The 16,972-nt window shown below is 65.8% G+C and carries 17 protein-coding genes and 1 pseudogene; 14 read left to right on the top strand and 4 right to left on the bottom strand.

Going from position 1 to position 16,972, the window contains the following annotated elements; all coding sequences use genetic code 11:
- Nucleotides 1-61 precede the first annotated feature (61 nt).
- The 5 genes from queA to secF all read left to right on the top strand — a co-directional run bounded on the left by queA (nucleotide 62) and on the right by secF (nucleotide 6,292).
- Nucleotides 62-1,135, top strand: a complete 1,074-nt coding sequence (queA, locus tag AB4Y36_RS18330) for a tRNA preQ1(34) S-adenosylmethionine ribosyltransferase-isomerase QueA (protein ID WP_368683746.1) — start codon at nucleotides 62-64, stop codon at nucleotides 1,133-1,135.
- Nucleotides 1,136-1,332: 197 nt separating this feature from the next.
- The gene (gene tgt, locus AB4Y36_RS18325) at nucleotides 1,333-2,532 is read left to right on the top strand and encodes a tRNA guanosine(34) transglycosylase Tgt (RefSeq protein ID WP_368683745.1); all 1,200 of its coding nucleotides are present in this window, start codon (nucleotides 1,333-1,335) and stop codon (nucleotides 2,530-2,532) included.
- 233 nt (nucleotides 2,533-2,765) lie between these two features.
- A complete protein-coding gene (yajC, locus tag AB4Y36_RS18320; protein ID WP_042262488.1) occupies nucleotides 2,766-3,095 on the top strand; it encodes a preprotein translocase subunit YajC in 330 nt (109 codons plus the stop codon).
- A 167-nt stretch (nucleotides 3,096-3,262) separates the two neighbouring features.
- Nucleotides 3,263-5,326, top strand: a complete 2,064-nt coding sequence (gene secD / locus AB4Y36_RS18315) for a protein translocase subunit SecD (RefSeq protein ID WP_368683744.1) — start codon at nucleotides 3,263-3,265, stop codon at nucleotides 5,324-5,326.
- A gap of 15 nt (nucleotides 5,327-5,341) precedes the next feature.
- Entirely contained in the window at nucleotides 5,342-6,292 is a 951-nt protein-coding gene (gene secF, locus AB4Y36_RS18310) for a protein translocase subunit SecF (RefSeq protein ID WP_069268461.1), read from the top strand.
- Nucleotides 6,293-6,384: 92 nt separating this feature from the next.
- Here the strand turns inward: secF and AB4Y36_RS18305 are convergent, their stop codons facing one another.
- A complete protein-coding gene (locus tag AB4Y36_RS18305; protein ID WP_368683851.1) occupies nucleotides 6,385-6,954 on the bottom strand; it encodes a YceI family protein in 570 nt (189 codons plus the stop codon).
- Nucleotides 6,955-6,996: 42 nt separating this feature from the next.
- Nucleotides 6,997-7,596 carry a YceI family protein gene (locus tag AB4Y36_RS18300; RefSeq protein ID WP_342947666.1) on the bottom strand — a complete coding sequence of 200 codons (600 nt, stop codon included), beginning with the start codon at nucleotides 7,594-7,596 and terminating at the stop codon, nucleotides 6,997-6,999.
- Nucleotides 7,597-7,943: 347 nt separating this feature from the next.
- Between AB4Y36_RS18300 and AB4Y36_RS18295 the strand changes: the two genes are divergently transcribed.
- The 9 genes and pseudogenes from AB4Y36_RS18295 to AB4Y36_RS18255 form a co-directional block, all read left to right on the top strand.
- Nucleotides 7,944-8,753, top strand: a complete 810-nt coding sequence (locus AB4Y36_RS18295; protein ID WP_083245607.1) for a paraquat-inducible protein A — start codon at nucleotides 7,944-7,946, stop codon at nucleotides 8,751-8,753.
- A complete protein-coding gene (locus tag AB4Y36_RS18290; protein ID WP_069268459.1) occupies nucleotides 8,750-9,412 on the top strand; it encodes a paraquat-inducible protein A in 663 nt (220 codons plus the stop codon). The genes AB4Y36_RS18295 and AB4Y36_RS18290 overlap by 4 nt, the downstream gene beginning before the upstream one ends.
- Nucleotides 9,405-11,018, top strand: a complete 1,614-nt coding sequence (locus AB4Y36_RS18285) for an intermembrane transport protein PqiB (RefSeq protein ID WP_069268458.1) — start codon at nucleotides 9,405-9,407, stop codon at nucleotides 11,016-11,018. Before AB4Y36_RS18290 ends, AB4Y36_RS18285 begins: the two co-directional genes overlap by 8 nt.
- Nucleotides 11,015-11,722, top strand: a complete 708-nt coding sequence (locus AB4Y36_RS18280; RefSeq protein WP_368683743.1) for a membrane integrity-associated transporter subunit PqiC — start codon at nucleotides 11,015-11,017, stop codon at nucleotides 11,720-11,722. Before AB4Y36_RS18285 ends, AB4Y36_RS18280 begins: the two co-directional genes overlap by 4 nt.
- A gap of 164 nt (nucleotides 11,723-11,886) precedes the next feature.
- Entirely contained in the window at nucleotides 11,887-12,021 is a 135-nt protein-coding gene (locus AB4Y36_RS18275) for a hypothetical protein (RefSeq protein WP_256095015.1), read from the top strand.
- 6 nt (nucleotides 12,022-12,027) lie between these two features.
- On the top strand, nucleotides 12,028-12,333 hold the full coding sequence (locus AB4Y36_RS18270) for an addiction module antidote protein (RefSeq protein WP_342947663.1): 306 nt from the start codon (nucleotides 12,028-12,030) through the stop codon (nucleotides 12,331-12,333).
- A gap of 110 nt (nucleotides 12,334-12,443) precedes the next feature.
- Nucleotides 12,444-13,748 (top strand): class I SAM-dependent RNA methyltransferase, encoded by a 1,305-nt coding sequence (locus AB4Y36_RS18265; protein WP_069268455.1) that lies wholly within the window; start codon nucleotides 12,444-12,446, stop codon nucleotides 13,746-13,748.
- Between the two features lie 189 nt (nucleotides 13,749-13,937).
- Nucleotides 13,938-14,327, top strand: a complete 390-nt coding sequence (locus tag AB4Y36_RS18260; RefSeq protein WP_028201975.1) for a VOC family protein — start codon at nucleotides 13,938-13,940, stop codon at nucleotides 14,325-14,327.
- A 77-nt stretch (nucleotides 14,328-14,404) separates the two neighbouring features.
- Nucleotides 14,405-15,097: pseudogene (locus tag AB4Y36_RS18255) on the top strand (helix-turn-helix transcriptional regulator); the annotation flags it as partial.
- 75 nt (nucleotides 15,098-15,172) lie between these two features.
- Here AB4Y36_RS18255 and AB4Y36_RS18250 read toward each other — a convergent pair.
- Both AB4Y36_RS18250 and AB4Y36_RS18245 read right to left on the bottom strand, forming a co-directional pair.
- Entirely contained in the window at nucleotides 15,173-16,627 is a 1,455-nt protein-coding gene (locus AB4Y36_RS18250; RefSeq protein ID WP_368683850.1) for an NAD(P)(+) transhydrogenase (Re/Si-specific) subunit beta, read from the bottom strand.
- Between the two features lie 14 nt (nucleotides 16,628-16,641).
- Nucleotides 16,642-16,971: an NAD(P) transhydrogenase subunit alpha gene (locus tag AB4Y36_RS18245; protein WP_342947662.1), complete on the bottom strand. Its 330-nt coding sequence runs from the start codon at nucleotides 16,969-16,971 to the stop codon at nucleotides 16,642-16,644.
- Between the last annotated feature and the right edge of the window lies 1 nt (nucleotide 16,972).

Raw genomic sequence — 16,972 nt, 5'->3', positions numbered from 1 at the left:
TTCGGCTCCGCGAAGCCGCCGCGCGCCGGGCCTCCGGCGCATTTCCGTTACTTCAGGCCGCATGTTCAAGCTTTCCGATTTCGATTTCGACCTCCCCGAGGAACTGATCGCGCAGACCGCCCTGCCCGAGCGCAGCGCGAGCCGTCTGCTCGAGGTCGATAACACGACGCAGTTGCCAGGCCAACCTGCGCGTCTGACCGACCGCCGCTTTTCCGACCTGCCCGCGTGCATTGCGCCGGGCGACTTGCTCGTCTTCAACGATACCAAGGTGCTGAAGGCGCGTTTCTTCGGCCAGAAGGCGAGCGGCGGCAAGATCGAGGTGCTCGTGGAGCGCCTGATCGGCGCGCGCACGGCGCTCGCGCAGATCCGCGCGAGCAAGAGCCCCGGCCCCGGCACGGTGCTGCGCCTCGCCGATGCGTTCGACGTGACGGTGGGCGAGCGCGTCGATCAGTTCTACACGCTGCACTTTCCGGACGACTGCCTCACGCTGATCGAGCAGCACGGGCGTCTGCCGCTGCCGCCCTACATCACGCACGACGCCGACGCGAGCGACGAAACGCGCTATCAAACGGTGTTCGCGCAAAATCCGGGCGCGGTGGCCGCGCCCACGGCGGGCCTGCACTTCGACGACGCCTTGCTCGCGCAACTCGACGCGCAAGGCGTCGAGCGCGCCACGCTCACGCTGCACGTGGGTGCGGGCACGTTCCAGCCGGTGCGCGTGGAGAACATCGCCGAGCACAAGATGCATAGCGAGTGGTACGAACTGCCGCAATCGCTCGTCGACAAGATCGCGGCCACGCGTGCGCGCGGCGGCCGCGTGATTGCGGTGGGCACGACCTCGATGCGCGCGCTCGAAGCCGCCGCGCGCGCCGCCGCGAACGAGAACCGCGCACTCGCGGCAACGCAGGCGGAAACCGATATCTTCATCACGCCTGGCTACAAATTCCGCGTGGTCGACCGGCTCGTGACGAACTTCCACCTGCCGAAGTCCACGCTTCTGATGCTCGTCTCGGCGTTCGCGGGCATCGAAACGATACGCGCTGCGTATCGTCACGCGATTGCGGAACGGTATCGCTTCTTCAGTTACGGCGACGCCATGCTGCTGACCCGAACCGACGACGCGCTCAACAAGTAACACTTGCGCTTCCCAAGCCTCCGCGCGACACAACCAACGCGCGGCGGCCTTTCACCATCTGCGCCGGACTTGCGATCCGGAGTTGGCGCTTTAGCGCTTACTCCGGTCCCATGCAAAGCACGCGATCCGGAGTTGGCGCTTTAGCGCATACTCCGGTCCCATGCAAAGCATTTTTCGGTGGCACAGGAGTCAACCGCATGACCGACGGTCATCAAAGCAACGCACGCGCCGAACACGGCACGTATCTGGGCGAACGCCCGCAGAACGGCCTCAAATTCGAATTGCTCGGCACTGACGGCCTCGCCCGCCGTGGCCGCGTCACGCTCAATCACGGCGTGGTCGAAACGCCGATCTTCATGCCCGTGGGCACGTACGGCACCGTGAAGGCCACGCAGCCGCGCGAGCTCGAAGAGATGAAGGCGCAGATCATCCTCGGCAACACCTTCCACCTCTGGCTGCGCCCGGGCCTGGAAACGATCGAGGCGCACGGCGGCCTGCATCGCTTCATGGGCTGGAACCGGCCGATCCTCACGGATTCGGGCGGCTTCCAGGTGTTCTCACTCGGCGACCTGCGCAAGATCTCGGAAGACGGCGTGCGCTTCGCCTCGCCCGTGAACGGCGACAAGCTGTTCCTCTCGCCCGAAGTGTCGATGCAGATCCAGAAGGTGCTGAACTCCGACATCGTCATGCAGTTCGACGAGTGCACGCCCTACGCGACCAACGGCGTGCCCACCACGCACAAGGAAGCCGCGGATTCGATGCGCATGTCGATGCGCTGGGCGCAGCGCTCGATCGACGAGTTCAACCGTCTCGGCAATCCGAATGCACTCTTCGGCATCGTGCAGGGCGGCATGTTCGAGGACCTGCGCGACGAATCGCTCGCCGGCCTCTCGCAGATGCCGTTCCACGGCTACGCGATCGGCGGTCTTTCGGTGGGCGAACCGAAGGAAGACATGATGCGCGTGCTCGAACACATCGCGCCGAAGCTGCCTGCCGACAAGCCGCACTATCTGATGGGCGTCGGCACCCCGGAGGACCTGGTGGCGGGCGTGGCCTCGGGCGTCGACATGTTCGACTGCGTGATGCCCACGCGCAACGCGCGCAACGGCTGGATCTTCACGCGCTTTGGCGACATCAAGATCCGCAACGCCGTGCACCGCAACTCGCTGCGCCCGCTCGACGAACAATGCGACTGCTATACCTGCCGCAACTTCACGCGCGGCTACCTGCACCACCTGCACCGTGTGGGCGAGATCCTCGGCGCGCAGCTCAACACGATCCACAATCTGCACTACTACCTGGAGCTGATGAGCGAGATGCGCGCGGCGATCGAGACGAAGACGTTCGCGGCGTTCCGCCAGCGCTTCGCCGAGCAGCGCGCACGCGGCGTGGACTGAGACGGTGTTACCTGCCGCCCGCAAAATATTACAATAACCTTTCGCGACAATGGTGCGGACAAGGCATGCGGTCCGCTCGCGCCGCCCCGGTTTTCACGCGCATGCATGTCGCGTCGGGGCGGGATCCGCGATAAGCACTTGATCGCAAAGCCAATTTTGCGTCATCGTCGCGATGAATGCCGGTGGTAGAATAACCGGCTCGCTTTTTGATCGTAAAAAACGGAGAGACCAACGTGTCGTTCATTTCCAATGCCTTCGCGCAAGGCAGTGCAGCAGGTGGTGCCGAATCGAGCCTCATGAGCTTCCTGCCGCTCATTCTGATGTTCGCCGTGCTGTACTTCATCATGATCCGTCCGCAGATGAAGCGTCAGAAGGAACATCGCAACATGCTCGCGGCCATGGCCAAGGGCGACGAAGTGATCACGAGCGGCGGCATCGTCGGCAAGGTGACCAAGGTCAGCGAAGCCTACGTCGGCGTCGAAATCGCCGATGGCACGGAAATCACCGTGCAGAAGTCGTCGGTCTCGACCATCCTGCCGAAGGGCACGATCAAGTCGCTGTAAAGCTTCACGGTTTCCCCGAGGCCGTTGCCTCCGAAAGAACGGCCTCGCGCATCCGACCCGCCCTCGCAGCCACTGACCGGCAAACGTCAATGCAGGTACGCCCCGAAGGCAACGCCGGACGCGCACGCAGCGCTTAAGGCCATTCCCCTCCCCCGTTGGGTCAACCAATGAACCGTTATCCCCTCTGGAAATATGTCGTGATGCTGGTGGCGCTCGTCATCGGCTTCGTGTACACATTGCCCAATTTCTTCGGCGAAGCGCCCGCGGTCCAGGTGTCGAGCGGTAAAGCCACCGTCAAGCTCGACTCGGGCACGCTCGCCCAGGTCGAAGCCGCGGTCGCCGCGAACAATATCCGCGCGACCGACGTGACGTTCGACAACTCGTCGATGAACGCGAACATCCGCGTGCGCGTCGCCGACACGGACACGCAGCTGCGCCTGAAAGACGCGCTGAACAAGGCGCTGAACACCGACCTGAACGACCCGCAGTACATCGTCGCCCTGAACCTGCAGAGCGCCTCGCCGCGCTGGCTCACGTCGCTGCGCGCGCTGCCGATGTACCTCGGCCTCGACCTGCGCGGCGGTGTGCACTTCCTGCTCCAGGTCGACATGAACGGCGCGCTCAACAAGAAGCTCGACTCCGACGCTTCGGACGTGCGCACGCTCCTGCGCGACAAGAACATCCGCGACGGCGGCGTGAACCGCGTCAACCAGTCGGTGGTCGTCAATTTCGCCGACGCCGATACGGCCGAGCAGGCGCGCAAGGTCCTCGCGGGCTCGGGCGGCATCACCGAACTGCAGTGGTCCTCGCAGAACAACCCCGAAGGCGGCGTACAGCTCGTCGGCACGTTCACGCCGGCCGTGAAGACGGCGGTTCAGCAAGCCGCGCTCAAGCAGAACATCCAGACGCTGCACAACCGCGTGAACGAACTCGGCGTGGCCGAGCCCGTGATCCAGCAGCAAGGCGACGACCGTATCGTGGTCGAGCTGCCGGGCGTGCAGGACACCGCCAAGGCGAAGGACATCATCGGACGCACGGCGACGCTCGAAGCGCGCCTCGCCGACCCGATGGGCCTGCATCCGGACGTGAACGCGCCGGTGCCGCCGGGCGACGAGCTCTTCACGCAAGGCAATGCCGCGCCGGTGCTCCTGCGCAAGCAGGTGATCTTCACCGGCGACCGCATCATCGACGCCTCGGCGGGCTTCGACGAGCATCAGCGTCCGTCGGTCAACATCCGCCTCGATTCGGCGGGCGGCCGCGCGGTGCGCGCCGTTTCGCGCGACAACATCGGCAAGCCGATGGCGATGGTGCTGTTCGAAAAGGGCAAGGGCGAAGTGCTGACGGTGGCGACCATCCAGTCGGAACTGGGCGACCGCTTCCAGATCACGGGCCAGCCCACGCCGCAGGCCGCCGCCGACCTCGCACTGCTGCTGCGCGCAGGTTCGCTTGCCGCGCCGATGGACATCATCGAGGAACGCACGGTTGGCCCGAGCCTTGGCGCGGACAACATCCGCAAGGGCTTCGACTCGGTGATCTACGGCTTCGCCGCCATCGCCGTGTTCATGATCGCGTACTACATGCTGTTCGGCGCGATCTCGATGATCGGCCTGTCGGTGAACCTGCTGCTGCTCGTCGCCGTGCTGTCCATGCTGCAGGCCACGCTCACGCTGCCGGGTATCGCGGCTATTGCGCTGGCGCTCGGTATGGCGATCGACGCGAACGTGCTGATCAACGAGCGCGTGCGCGAAGAACTGCGCAACGGCGCGCCGCCGCAGCTCGCCATCCAGAACGGCTACGCACACGCCTGGGCGACGATTCTCGACTCGAACGTGACCACGCTCATCGCCGGTCTCGCGCTGCTCGCGTTCGGTTCGGGCCCGGTGCGGGGCTTCGCGATCGTGCACTGTATCGGCATTCTCACGTCGATGTTCTCGGCCGTGTTCTTCTCGCGCGGTCTCGTGAACCTCTGGTACGGCGGCAAGAAGAAGCTCAAGTCGCTCGCGGTGGGTCAGGTGTGGCGTCCGGAGCCGGATGAAGGCACGCCCGCGCTCGCCGGCGCCGATGCCGGCACGGACACGGGCCGCGCCGTCGCGGCCACCACCGGCGCCGCCCGGCGCGAACCGGCCAAGGCCGGCGCGAAGGGCGCCGCACGCGCCAAACCGGTCGTACGCCGCCGCGATGCCCAGGGCGGCACTGGCGGCTCCGGCAACAACACCGGCTCGTCCCGCTGATACGGAGTCACGAACATGGAATTTTTCCGCATCCGCAAGGACATCCCGTTCATGAAGCACGCGTTGATCTTCAACGCGATCTCGCTTCTTACCTTCATCGCGGCGGTGTTCTTCCTCTTCCACCGTGGCCTGCACCTGTCGATCGAATTCACGGGCGGCACGGTCATTGAAGTGCAGTATCCGCAGGCGGTGCCGCTCGAGCCGCTGCGCGACTCGCTCACGAAGATCGGCTACGGCGACGCCCAGGTGCAGAACTTCGGCACTTCGCGCGACGTGCTGATCCGCCTGCCGCTCAAGCAGGGCCTCAGTTCCGCGCAGCAGAGCGACCAGGTGATGTCCACGCTCAAGGCGGCTGAGCCGCAGGTGCAGCTGCAGCGCGTGGAGTTCGTCGGCCCGCAGGTCGGCAAGGAACTCGCCACCGACGGCCTGCTCGCGCTCGCCTGCGTGGTGGCGGGCATCGTCATCTACCTGTCGTTCCGCTTCGAATGGAAGTACGCCGTGGCCGGCGTGATCGCGAACCTGCACGACGTCGTGATCATTTTGGGCTTCTTCGCGTTCTTCCAGTGGGAGTTCTCGCTCTCGGTGCTCGCGGCCGTGCTCGCCGTGCTCGGCTACTCGGTCAACGAATCGGTCGTTATCTTCGACCGGATTCGCGAGACCTTCCGGCGCGAGCGCAAGATGAGCGTGACCGAAGTCATCAACCACGCGATCACCAGTACGATGTCGCGAACCATCATCACCCACGGCTGTACGCAGATGATGGTGCTCTCGATGTTCTTCTTCGGCGGCCCGACGCTGCACTACTTCGCCCTGGCGCTGACGGTGGGTATTCTCTTCGGCATCTATTCGTCGGTGTTCGTTGCCGCGGCGCTCGCCATGTGGCTCGGCGTGAAACGCGAAGACCTCATCAAGGACAAGAAGGAAAAGTTCGATCCGAACGATCCGAACGCGGGCGCGCAGGTGTAAGCGGCGCACCAGCAAAAAAGCCGGTTCTCGCGAACCGGCTTTTTTTTCGTGCCTGCGCAACGCAACGGTCTTCGCCGCGCCGCCGCGCTTGCCTACTGCTTGATCCCTTCGGCCTGGATGTGCAGCGTGGTCTTCATCTGGAAGCCGTACTTCTTGCCCGAGTCCATGCCGAAGTCGTCGCGGTTGAATGCGGCTTCGGCCTCCACGCCGCATACCTCGCGCTTGAGCACGGGGTGCTGCATGCATTTGAACGACGCGATCTCGAGCTTGAGCGGCCGCGTCACGCCGTGCAGGGTGAAGTCGCCGATCACCTCCTTGGGCGTATCGCCATTGAAGACGATGCGCGTGCCCTTGTAGGTGGCCGTGGGGTACTTCGCGACATCGAGAAAGTCGTCGCCGACCAGATGCTGGTCGAGCTGCGGATTGCCGGTCTGGATCGACGCCGGATCGATCGTCACGTCTACGGTGCCCGTCTTCGCCGCGCGGTCCAGCGTGACCATGCCCGTGGTCTTCGTGAACTTCCCGCGCCACGTGGACAGACCGCCGAAGTGGTCGGCTTCGAAGCTCGGAAACGTGTGATTCGGATCGAGCTGGTAAGTATCGGCGGCGTGCGCGGCTTGCGTCATCAGAGCGGCGAGCGACACGGCGCAGCCTGCGGCCATCAGTACGAGCTTGTTCAAAAGCGCCTCCTCGGGGTCGTCGCTCTACTTGTGCGCGACGACGATGTGAAATTTGATGAGCACTTCGTCGGCCACAATTGAGGTGTCCTTCCACTCGCCGGTGCCGATGTCGAAGGCGAGCCGGTGGATCGGCAACGTGCCGTCGAAAGTCTGCGTCCCGCCCTGCTGCGTGAGCACGACGGGCACGGCCACGTTCTGCGTGTGCCCCTTGATCGTCAGTTTGCCGCTCACGCTGTACTGGTTCGTTGCGGTCGGCGCGATGGCCGTCGAGACGAACGTTGCCTGCGGGAACGTCTTCGCGTCGAACCATTCGGGCCCGTGCACCGAATCGTTGTAGGTCGGGTCGCCCAGATCATAGCTCGCCGTGTCGACCGTGATCTTCGCGCTGCCGCCCGCGGGTTTGGCCGGATCGAAGGCGATCTGCGCGTCGAACTTCGTGAAGCTGCCCTGGACCGGCACGTTCATCTGGCGCGAGACAGCGACGATCGTACTCTTCGCCGCGTCGAGCTGCGCATGCGCGGCTGCGCCCGCGAGCAGCGCCGCAGCGGCGCCGGCCCACACTGCCGCGGCCCCGACCGCCGGGCGCCACCGGTAAGAACGAATCCACCTCGACAAGGCTTCCATGATCGTCTCGCTTTGATTGCGTAGTCATTGACTTCGTGGATGGGCAGCGGCCACCTTGCGCAGCCATGCATGCTCCATGCCCGAAAGATAGTCCAAATTGGGTGACTGCAAACATCTGGAGATAAGGGCCGGGTCCCCGCCGGGCTCGCACACGCTCACGTCACAAACGTGGCACACTTCGCAGCCCGTTCGCAGCTCCGGCAGCCGCCCCGTCGGGGGCCCGCGGCTCGTTCCGGCACGCCGCCGGGCGCGTTTGGTAACATGGCGCGAAGCGCTGTCGGCACCTTTCGGCCTGTGTGCCGCCGCAGCGCGTCCTTCGTTCACGTCGTTTTGCAACACCTGCCCGCATGGCCCAGGACAAACTGATCGCGTGTCACGATTGCGACGCGCTCTACCGCAAACCGCGGCTGCTCGGCCGCCAGTCAGCGCGTTGCTCGCGCTGCGGCGCCACGCTCTACAGCAGCGCCGCGTCCCAGCTCGACCGCATCTGCGCCATCACGCTCGCGGCGCTCGTCACCTTCATCATCGCCCAGTCGTTCCCGATCATCGAGCTCGATGCGAACGGTATCACTACGGAGTCGAGCCTGTTCGGCGCCCTCGTGGTGCTGTGGCACGAGGACATGGAGGTCATCGCGGTGATCGTGTTCTGCGCAACCATCCTCTTTCCGCTCACGGAGATGGTAGCGCTGCTTTACGTCCTGCTGCCTGTGCGGCGCGGCTTCATTCCACCGGGCTTCGACTACGTGCTGCGCTGCATCCAGTTCGTGCGGCCCTGGGGCATGCTCGAGGTCTTCATGCTGGGCGTGCTCATCACCATCGTGAAAATGGTGAGCCTCGCGCGGGTGATTCCCGAAACCGCGCTCTTCGCCTTCGGCGCGCTCACGCTGATGTTCACCGTGGTCGTCACGTTCGATGCGCGCACGCTCTGGGACATTGCCGACGGCCTGCGCGACGCCGCCCGCGCGGCCCGCGGGGGCAGTGCGGGTCCGGGCGGCCTCGCCGGCGACGCCGGCTCGGGCGGACCGCACACGCCGCATTCGCCCGCCTCGCCGTCACCGGCGCACCCGCTCTCCGAGCCCGAGATCCGCGAGCCCGGTACAGGCGCGCAAGACCCGGCAGCGCCGCGCGGCCGCCCGCTGCCCAAGGGGCCCCGATGAAATACCAGACCGCCAGCGACGCCGGCTACATCTCCTGCCACGCCTGCGGGCACGTGCAGGCGCATGTGCGCGCGCGGGGCCACGTGCGCTGCGCACGCTGCGGCTCGCCCATGCACGAGCGCAACCCGGACAGCATCATGCGTACGTGGGCGCTCCTGATTGCCGCGGCGCTGCTCTACATCCCCGCGAACCTGCTGCCCGTGATGCATACGACCTCGCTCGTCGGCGAAGAGGACGACACCATCATGAGCGGCGTGGTCTACTTCTGGACCTCGGGCGACTGGCCGCTTGCCGTGATCGTCTTTATCGCCAGTATTCTCGTGCCGATGCTCAAGCTATCGGTGCTCGCGCTGCTCGCGTTCACCTCGCAGCGCGGCTCGACCTGGCGGCCCGTGGAACGCACGAAGCTCTACCGGCTCGTCGAATTCATCGGGCGCTGGTCGATGCTCGACGTGTTCGTTGTCACGCTAACCGTGGCGCTGGTACGCTTCCAGTCCCTTGCGGTCATCACGGCGGGCCCCGGCGCGATCGCGTTCGGCTCGGTCGTGATCCTGACGATGATCGCCTCGATGCAGTTCGATCCGCGCTTGATCTGGGATCCGGTGGACGAAGACAAACACAAACCTGCGCAACACACACAGGATCAACCCCATGAATAGTCCGAAAGGACCGACCCCGCCCAATCTGCCGGAGCCGGAGATCGTCAAGCCGCGGCGCTGGCTGCCCTCGCTCGTCTGGATCGTGCCGATCGTCGCGGCGCTGATCGGCGTGGCGCTCGTCGTGAAGTCGGTCGCCACGCGCGGCCCGACCATCACGATCAGCTTCGTGAGCGCCGAAGGACTCGAGCCCGGCAAGACCAAGGTCAAGTACAAGGACGTGGACATCGGCTCGGTGCGCGCCATCAAGCTCTCGCCCAACCTTTCACATGTGATCGTTACGGTCGAGCTCACCAAGGACGCAGAACGCTTCGCCGTGAAGGACAGCCGCTTCTGGGTCGTGCGCCCGCGCGTGGGCGCTAGTGGCGTTTCGGGCCTCACCACGCTGCTGTCGGGCTCGTACATCGGCGCGGACGCGGGCCGCTCGCAGGAGTCGCAAAGCGACTTCGTCGGGCTGGAGGCGCCGCCTGCCGTGACCATCGACGAGAAGGGCCATCGCTATACCCTGCACAGTGCGACGCTCGGCTCGCTCGACATCGGCACGCCGATCTTCTACCGGCGCATCCAGGTCGGCCAGGTGACGGGCTATTCGCTCGACAAGGACGGCACCGGCGTGACGGTGCAGGTGTTCGTGAGCGCGCCCTTCGACCAGTACGTGGGCACCAACACGCGCTGGTGGCACGCGAGCGGCGTGAACGTGCAGCTCGATTCGAACGGCATCAAGGTCAACACGCAATCCCTCGCCACGATCGTGGTGGGCGGCCTCGCGTTCCAGGCTCCGCCCGGGCAGTCCATGGGCCCCCAGGCGCCCGACAGCGCCACCTTCGCGCTGGCCTCCGACGAGGCTGAGGCAATGCGCGAGCCGGACGGTGCGCCACAACGCGTGGTCATGTACTTCAACCAGTCGTTGCGCGGCCTTTCGGTGGGTGCGGCGGTCGATTTCCGCGGCATCGCGCTCGGCCAGGTCACCGACATCGGGATCGAGTACGACCCGAAACAGCACAACTTCACGATGCCAGTGACGATCGACCTCTATCCGCTACGCCTGTCGCGCCGCATCCGCGGCGAAGCGCCCGCGCCGCATACGCCGCAAAGCGAGGAGCTGATCAAGCGGCTCGTCGCGCGCGGCCTGCGCGGCCAGTTGCGCACCGGCAACCTGATCACGGGTCAGCTTTACATCGCGCTCGACATCTTCCCGAAGGCGGGCCCCGCGACGGTCGACTTCAACCACGACCCGCTCGAGCTGCCCACGGTGCCGAACTCGCTCGAAGAACTGCAGCTGCAGGTCGCGGACATTGCGAAGAAGCTCGATCAGATTCCGTTCGACAAGATCGGCAACAACCTGAACGACTCGCTCAAGAACGCCAACCAGCTGTTCGGCAAGGTGAACGACCAGATCCTGCCGCAGCTGCAAGGCACGCTCGACCAGGCGCAGAAGACCTTCAACGCCGCGCAGTCCACGCTGCAGCAAGATTCGCCGCTGCAGTCCGACGTGCACCAGGCGATGCAGGAACTCACGCGTACGCTGCAATCGCTCAACGCGCTCTCCGATTACCTGGAGCGCCATCCCGAATCGCTGCTGCGCGGCAAATCTGGAGACAAGCCATGACGTTCCGACGCGTCCCCGCCCTTGCCGCGCTCGGCGCGCTGGTCATAGCCGCCGCGCTGGCGGGCTGCAGTTCGCCCGCCAGCCGGTTCTACACGCTCAGCCCGAGCGACGACACGGGTCGCACCGCCGCCGCCGCGCCGAGCGCGGGCAACGCCCAATGGCTGATCGAACTGGCGCCTGTCGACGTGCCGCCGCAGGTCGCAAAGGCACAGTTCGTCGTGCAAACCGACGCCAACCAGGTGCGCGTACTCGAGCAGGAGCGCTGGTCCTCGATGCCCGGCGACGAGATCCGCCGGGCGCTCTCGGGCGACCTCACGCAGCAGCTCGGCACCATCGACGTGTACGGCTCGCCGCACCCCGAGGGCGTGCCCGTCTATCGCGTGAGCGTGAACGTGCAGCGCTTCGAATCGTGGCCGGGCTCGCACGCGCTCATCGACGCCGTGTGGAGCGTGCGCGCGCTCGACTCGCAAACGGTCCTGACCTGCCGCAGCGTGCTCAACGAGAAGGTGGGCGACGGCTACGACGCGCTCGTCATCGGCCACCGGCAGGCGGTCGAGGCGCTCTCGCAGTCGATCGCGAGCGGCGTGCGCGCGCTCGCGGCCGCGCCGCGCGTGAGTGTGGCCTCGAATGGCACGAAGACTGGTGTGCGTGCGAAGACGGCGGCGAGCATCGCGTGTCCGCAGATGGCGGCCGCCGGCGGCTGAGGCGGCGTTTTTTGCTGAGGCGGCGAACGCATGAAGTAGCGGAATTTGACTGACGATAATGCGCGATCGAAGCGACGACGGTTGGGTCGAGCTATCGGCACCGGCAAGGTGAAACTGCTTCGGCGGCACATCGCGCGTGAACCACAGTTCACAGTCAGTCAACTATGGATTACACTTCTCCCTGTCTCACGATCCGGACGACCGAGGTATTCGACACATGGTTCGTCAACCTGAAGTCCACCCAGGAAGCCGACATCAGGGCTGCGCACAGCATGCTCGCGGAACTCGATACGGAGTAAGCACCCATGTCTGCGAAGACGATCAAGACCCGGCCCTGGGATTCTGCCGAACATCTCCAGACCGAAGACGACATCGCCGAATACTTCGAAGCCTGCCTGCGCGAAGGGGGTGACGATCCGGCGTTCATCGCCCATGCGCTGGGAGTGATCGCTCGTGCCCGCGGCATGGCGCAGGTGGCGCGCGATACGGGAATCAGCCGCGAGGGGCTCTACAAAGCGCTCTCCCGCGAAGGCAACCCAAGCTTCGCGACCATCCTGAAAGTCGTGAAAGCGCTCGGTCTCGAACTGCACGGCTCGAAGGCGTCCGCCTGACTCGCGCAACGCCCGCGCTGCCGACCCGGCGCGCCAAAAGGCAACCGTACCTGGCCGCTCCCGCAACCCGCGTACAATAGCGCCTTCCCCGCAGCGTCCCATCCTCCTTCATGTCTTTCGATTTCTTTGCCCCCTGCCCGCGCGGCCTCGAAGCCACGCTCGCCGCCGAACTGGCCGAAACCGCGCAACGGCGCCTGCCGCCCGGCGCACTTCAGGTCGGCGCCGAGGTGCCTGGCGGCGTGCATTTCCGCGGCAACTGGGCCGGCGGCATCGCCGCCAACCTCCATTCGCGCATTGCGAGCCGCGTGCTCCTGAAGATCGCCCAGCGCCCGTATCGCAGCGAACAGGACATCTATGCGCTCGCGCGCGAGCAGCAGTGGGAGAAGTGGTTCTCGGCGAACGAGACGATCCGCATCGACATCACCGCGATCAAGTCGCCGCTGCGCAGCCTCGAATTCGCCACGCTGCGCGTGAAGGACGCGATCTGCGATCGCATGCGCGACAAGGCCGGTGCGCGTCCGAGCGTCGATACCGCCTATCCCGATGTGCGCGTCTTCGCCTTCCTCACGGCGAACGAATGCACGCTCTATCTCGACACCTCGGGCGAGCCGCTCTTCAAGCGCGGCTGGCGTCTGGACAAGGGCGCCGCCCCGCTGCGCGAGAACCTCGCCGCGGGCATCCTGCGCCTCACGGGCTGGACGCCCGGCACGCCGCTCTACGACCCGATGTGCGGCAGCGGCACCTTTCTCGCGGAAGCCGCGCAAGTCGCGCTCGACATCGCGCCGGGGCTCGATCGCCGCTTCGGCTTCGAGTCGCTCAAGCAGGCCGACATGGCCGCGTGGCGACACCTCAAGAGCGAGGCGAACACGGCGCGCAATCTCGCCCAAGGCAAGACCAGCGATCTGCTGATCTACGGCAGCGACATCTCCGATGTCATGCTGGAAAAGGCGCGTGCGAACTTCAAGCGCGCGGGCTTTGGCAGCGTGACGCTCAAGCAGCTCGACGCGCGCAACATGACGCCGCCGTCGGCTGCGCCCGGCATTCTCGTGGCGAATCCGCCGTACGGCGAGCGTATCGAAGTGCGCGGGCGCAACGCGCGCGGCGAGGCGCGCCCGACGGCGCGCGAGCTGCGCGGCGACGACGACGAAGGCTTTCGCCGCGCCAAGGACGAGGCGCCCGACGCCGAGTTCTTCCAGGCGCTCGGCGACGCGCTGAAGCAGCGCTTCACGGGCTGGCGCGCGTTCGTCCTCACCTCGGACCGCAAGCTGCCGGGCCAGCTGCGCCTGCGCGAAGCTGCCAAGACGCCGCTCTACAACGGCGCGCTCGAATGCCGCCTGTTCCGCTTCGACCTGATCGCGGGCAGCGTGCGCCAGCGTCCAGCGAACCCCGCCGCCAGCAGCGACGACGCCAGCTGACATTGGCAAACGCGCACGGCGGGTGGCCTTCCCACCCGCCGCCTCGACTCGCTCGTCACGGTGCGTCGAACCTACTGACAACACGCTGTCAGCAGCCCCCTGGCACACTGCTTCTACGCCATCCGGCGAGGCTGCCGCCGCCCGGCTGCCGCCATTCAACGTCCGCCGTTGTCTTCGAGGAGCTGCACCGTGTCTACCGATCTGTCCCGTGTGATCTCGTGGTTCGAAATTCCCGCGCACGACCTGGAGCGTGCCGCCCGTTTTTACGAAACCGCCTTCGACACCGCGCTGCAGCGCGAGGTGGTCGGCGGCGTGCCGATGGCGCTGTTCGCTCACACCGATACGGAAACCGGCGGCTGCATCGTGTTCAATCCGCATGACGCCAAGCCCGACCCGAAGGGCGTGCTCGTGTATCTGAACGCGCAGCCATCGGTCACCGCCGTGCTCGACCGCGTGCAAAAAGCCGGCGGCAAGCAGCAAGGGCCAGCGGTGGAGTTGCCGAACAATTACGGCTATATCGGCTTCTTCATCGATACCGAAGGCAACCGCGTCGGTCTGCACGCGCCGAAGCTCGGCTAAGCCGCGGCCGGGCGCCACGCGCGCCCGGCGCTATCATCTGTGCTTATCCCCGTCACCGCGCCCGCCTTCGCGACTGCCCTGCCATGACCCGCCGTGCCGACCGCCTTTTTCGCATCGCCGAACTGCTGCGCGGCCGGCGTCTCACCACGGCGCAGCAGCTCGCAGAATGGCTCGAAGTTTCGCCGCGCACGGTTTATCGCGACGTGCGCGACCTGCAGCTCTCGGGCGTGCCGATCGAGGGCGAGGCGGGCATTGGCTACCGGCTCGCGCGCACCGCGAGTCTGCCGCCGCTCACCTTCACCGCCGACGAACTCACCGCGCTCGCGGTGGGCGCGCGCATGGCCGAATCGTGGGGCGGCGCGGCGCTCGCGAGCGGCGCACGCGGCGCGCTGGCGAAGATCGCCGCCGCGATGCCCGCGGAAAAGCGCGCCGTGCTGGAACGGCTTGCCGTGTTCGCGCCCGCGTATCACATGGATCACGCGTTTTCGGACAAGCTCGACGCGCTGCATCGCGCCGTCGACACGCGGCTCGTCGTGCGCTTCGCGTACTGCGACCGCATCGGCGCGCATACGCAGCGGCGCATCTGGCCGCTCGGGCTCGTGTACTGGGGCGCGCAATGGACCGTGGGCGCCTGGTGCGAAATGCGCGAGGACTTCCGCAATTTCAACATCGCGCGCATGGAGAACGTGGAAGTGCTCGAGCAGTTTCCCGATGTGAGCGGGCGGCGCCTCGCCGACTATCTGCGCCGCGTGAATGCGCCTTCGCTCTGAGCGCTCAGCACAGCCGCAATTGAAAAAGGCGCGCATCGCTGCGCGCCTTTCGCGTGGGTCTGATGCGAGCCGCGCCTACTCCACCGCCTTCACCATCTCCTCGATCACCTTCTTCGCGTCGCCGAACACCATCATGGTTTTATCCATGTAGAAGAGTTCGTTGTCGAGGCCCGCGTAGCCCGCCGCCATCGAGCGCTTGTTCACGATGATCGTGCGCGCCTTGTACGCCTCGATGATCGGCATGCCCGCGATCGGCGACTTCGGATCGTTCTTCGCCGCCGGGTTCACCACGTCGTTCGCGCCGAGCACCAGCACGACATCGGTCTGGCCGAACTCGTTGTTGATGTCCTCCATTTCGAACACCATGTCGTACGGCACCTCGGCTTCCGCGAGCAGCACGTTCATGTGGCCCGGCATGCGGCCCGCCACCGGGTGAATCGCGTAACGCACGTCCACGCCCTTCTCCACGAGCTTGTCGGTGAGTTCCTTGAGCGCATGCTGCGCGCGCGCCACCGCGAGACCGTAGCCCGGCACGATCACGACGCTTTCCGCATTGCCGAGCATGAACGCGGCATCGTCAGCCGAGCCCGACTTCACCGGACGCTGTTCCTGCGAGCCGCCTGCTGCCGCCGCACCCGCCTCGCCGCCGAAGCCGCCCAGCAGCACGTTGAAGAACGAGCGGTTCATCGCGTGGCACATGATGTACGAGAGGATCGCGCCGGAAGAACCCACCAGCGACCCCGCGATGATCAGCATGGCGTTGTTCAGCGAGAAGCCGATGCCCGCCGCCGCCCAGCCCGAGTACGAGTTCAGCATCGACACGACCACGGGCATGTCCGCGCCGCCGATCGGGATGATGATCAGCACGCCCAGCGCGAACGCGATCAGCGTCATGATGATGAACGGCAGCCACGACTGCGTGAGGAAGAACAGAACGCCGAAGCCGATCATGCCGAGCGCGAGCATCAGGTTGATCAGATGCTGGCCCGGATAGACCACCGGCGCGCCCTGGAACAGGCGGAACTTGTACTTCCCGGAGAGCTTGCCGAAGGCGATCACGGAACCCGAGAAGGTGATCGCACCGACGAACGTACCGATAAAGAGTTCGATACGGTTGCCGTACGGCAGGAAGCCCGGATACGGCGCGTCTTCTGCAACCAGTCCGAACGCGGCCGGTTCGGAGACCACCGCATACGCGATGCACACCGCCGCCAGACCGATCAGCGAGTGCATGGCCGCGACGAGTTCGGGCATCTTCGTCATCTCGACGCGCGCGGCGACGTACGCTCCGAGGCCGCCGCCCACCACGAGCGCCGCGAACAACAGCGCAAGCCCCAGGCCGAGGTTCGAGCCGAACTGTGCGGACTCCTTCACGATCAGCGCAAGGGTCGTGAGAATGGCGATGGCCATACCGACCATGCCGAACACGTTGCCGGCGCGCGCGCTCTTCGGATTCGACAGCCCCTTGAGCGCCTGGATGAAGCAGACCGACGCCACCAGATAAAGCAGCGTAACGACGTTCATACTCACGAAGTTCAGCCCCATCATGCGCCCTCCTTGCCGCCAGGGGCGGAGAGCTTTTTCGGCTCCTTCTTGCGGAACATCTCCAGCATTCGCCGTGTGACGAGGAACCCGCCGAACACGTTCACGGCCGCGAGCAGCACGGCGAAGGTGCCAAAGAACTTGCCCGGTCCGCCCACGGTCAGGCCCGTGGCGAGCATCGCGCCGACGATCACGATTGCGGAAATCGCGTTGGTCACGGCCATGAGCGGCGTATGCAGCGCGGGCGTGACGTTCCAGACCACGTGATAGCCCACGTACACGGCCAGCACGAAGATGATCAGGTTGATGACGGTATGGTTGATGACTTCCATT

Source organism: Paraburkholderia sp. BR10936 (assembly GCF_040965735.1).
Classification (GTDB): domain Bacteria; phylum Pseudomonadota; class Gammaproteobacteria; order Burkholderiales; family Burkholderiaceae; genus Paraburkholderia; species Paraburkholderia nodosa_A.
This window is presented reverse-complemented; position numbering and strand designations above follow the sequence as displayed.

Bases quoted from the DNA above. Each gene is read 5' to 3' on its own strand.
- AB4Y36_RS18280 (WP_368683743.1), top strand. From the start codon at position 11,015: ATGACGTTCCGACGCGTCCCCGCCCTTGCCGCGCTCGGCGCGCTGGTC.
- queA (WP_368683746.1), top strand. From the start codon at position 62: ATGTTCAAGCTTTCCGATTTCGATTTCGACCTCCCCGAGGAACTGATC.
- tgt (WP_368683745.1), top strand. From the start codon at position 1,333: ATGACCGACGGTCATCAAAGCAACGCACGCGCCGAACACGGCACGTAT.
- AB4Y36_RS18285 (WP_069268458.1), top strand. From the start codon at position 9,405: ATGAATAGTCCGAAAGGACCGACCCCGCCCAATCTGCCGGAGCCGGAG.
- AB4Y36_RS18245 (WP_342947662.1), bottom strand. From the start codon at position 16,971: ATGGAAGTCATCAACCATACCGTCATCAACCTGATCATCTTCGTGCTG.
- AB4Y36_RS18265 (WP_069268455.1), top strand. From the start codon at position 12,444: ATGTCTTTCGATTTCTTTGCCCCCTGCCCGCGCGGCCTCGAAGCCACG.
- AB4Y36_RS18275 (WP_256095015.1), top strand. From the start codon at position 11,887: ATGGATTACACTTCTCCCTGTCTCACGATCCGGACGACCGAGGTATTC.
- AB4Y36_RS18305 (WP_368683851.1), bottom strand. From the start codon at position 6,954: ATGGCCGCAGGCTGCGCCGTGTCGCTCGCCGCTCTGATGACGCAAGCC.
- AB4Y36_RS18270 (WP_342947663.1), top strand. From the start codon at position 12,028: ATGTCTGCGAAGACGATCAAGACCCGGCCCTGGGATTCTGCCGAACAT.
- AB4Y36_RS18300 (WP_342947666.1), bottom strand. From the start codon at position 7,596: ATGGAAGCCTTGTCGAGGTGGATTCGTTCTTACCGGTGGCGCCCGGCG.
- AB4Y36_RS18295 (WP_083245607.1), top strand. From the start codon at position 7,944: ATGGCCCAGGACAAACTGATCGCGTGTCACGATTGCGACGCGCTCTAC.
- AB4Y36_RS18290 (WP_069268459.1), top strand. From the start codon at position 8,750: ATGAAATACCAGACCGCCAGCGACGCCGGCTACATCTCCTGCCACGCC.
- secD (WP_368683744.1), top strand. From the start codon at position 3,263: ATGAACCGTTATCCCCTCTGGAAATATGTCGTGATGCTGGTGGCGCTC.
- secF (WP_069268461.1), top strand. From the start codon at position 5,342: ATGGAATTTTTCCGCATCCGCAAGGACATCCCGTTCATGAAGCACGCG.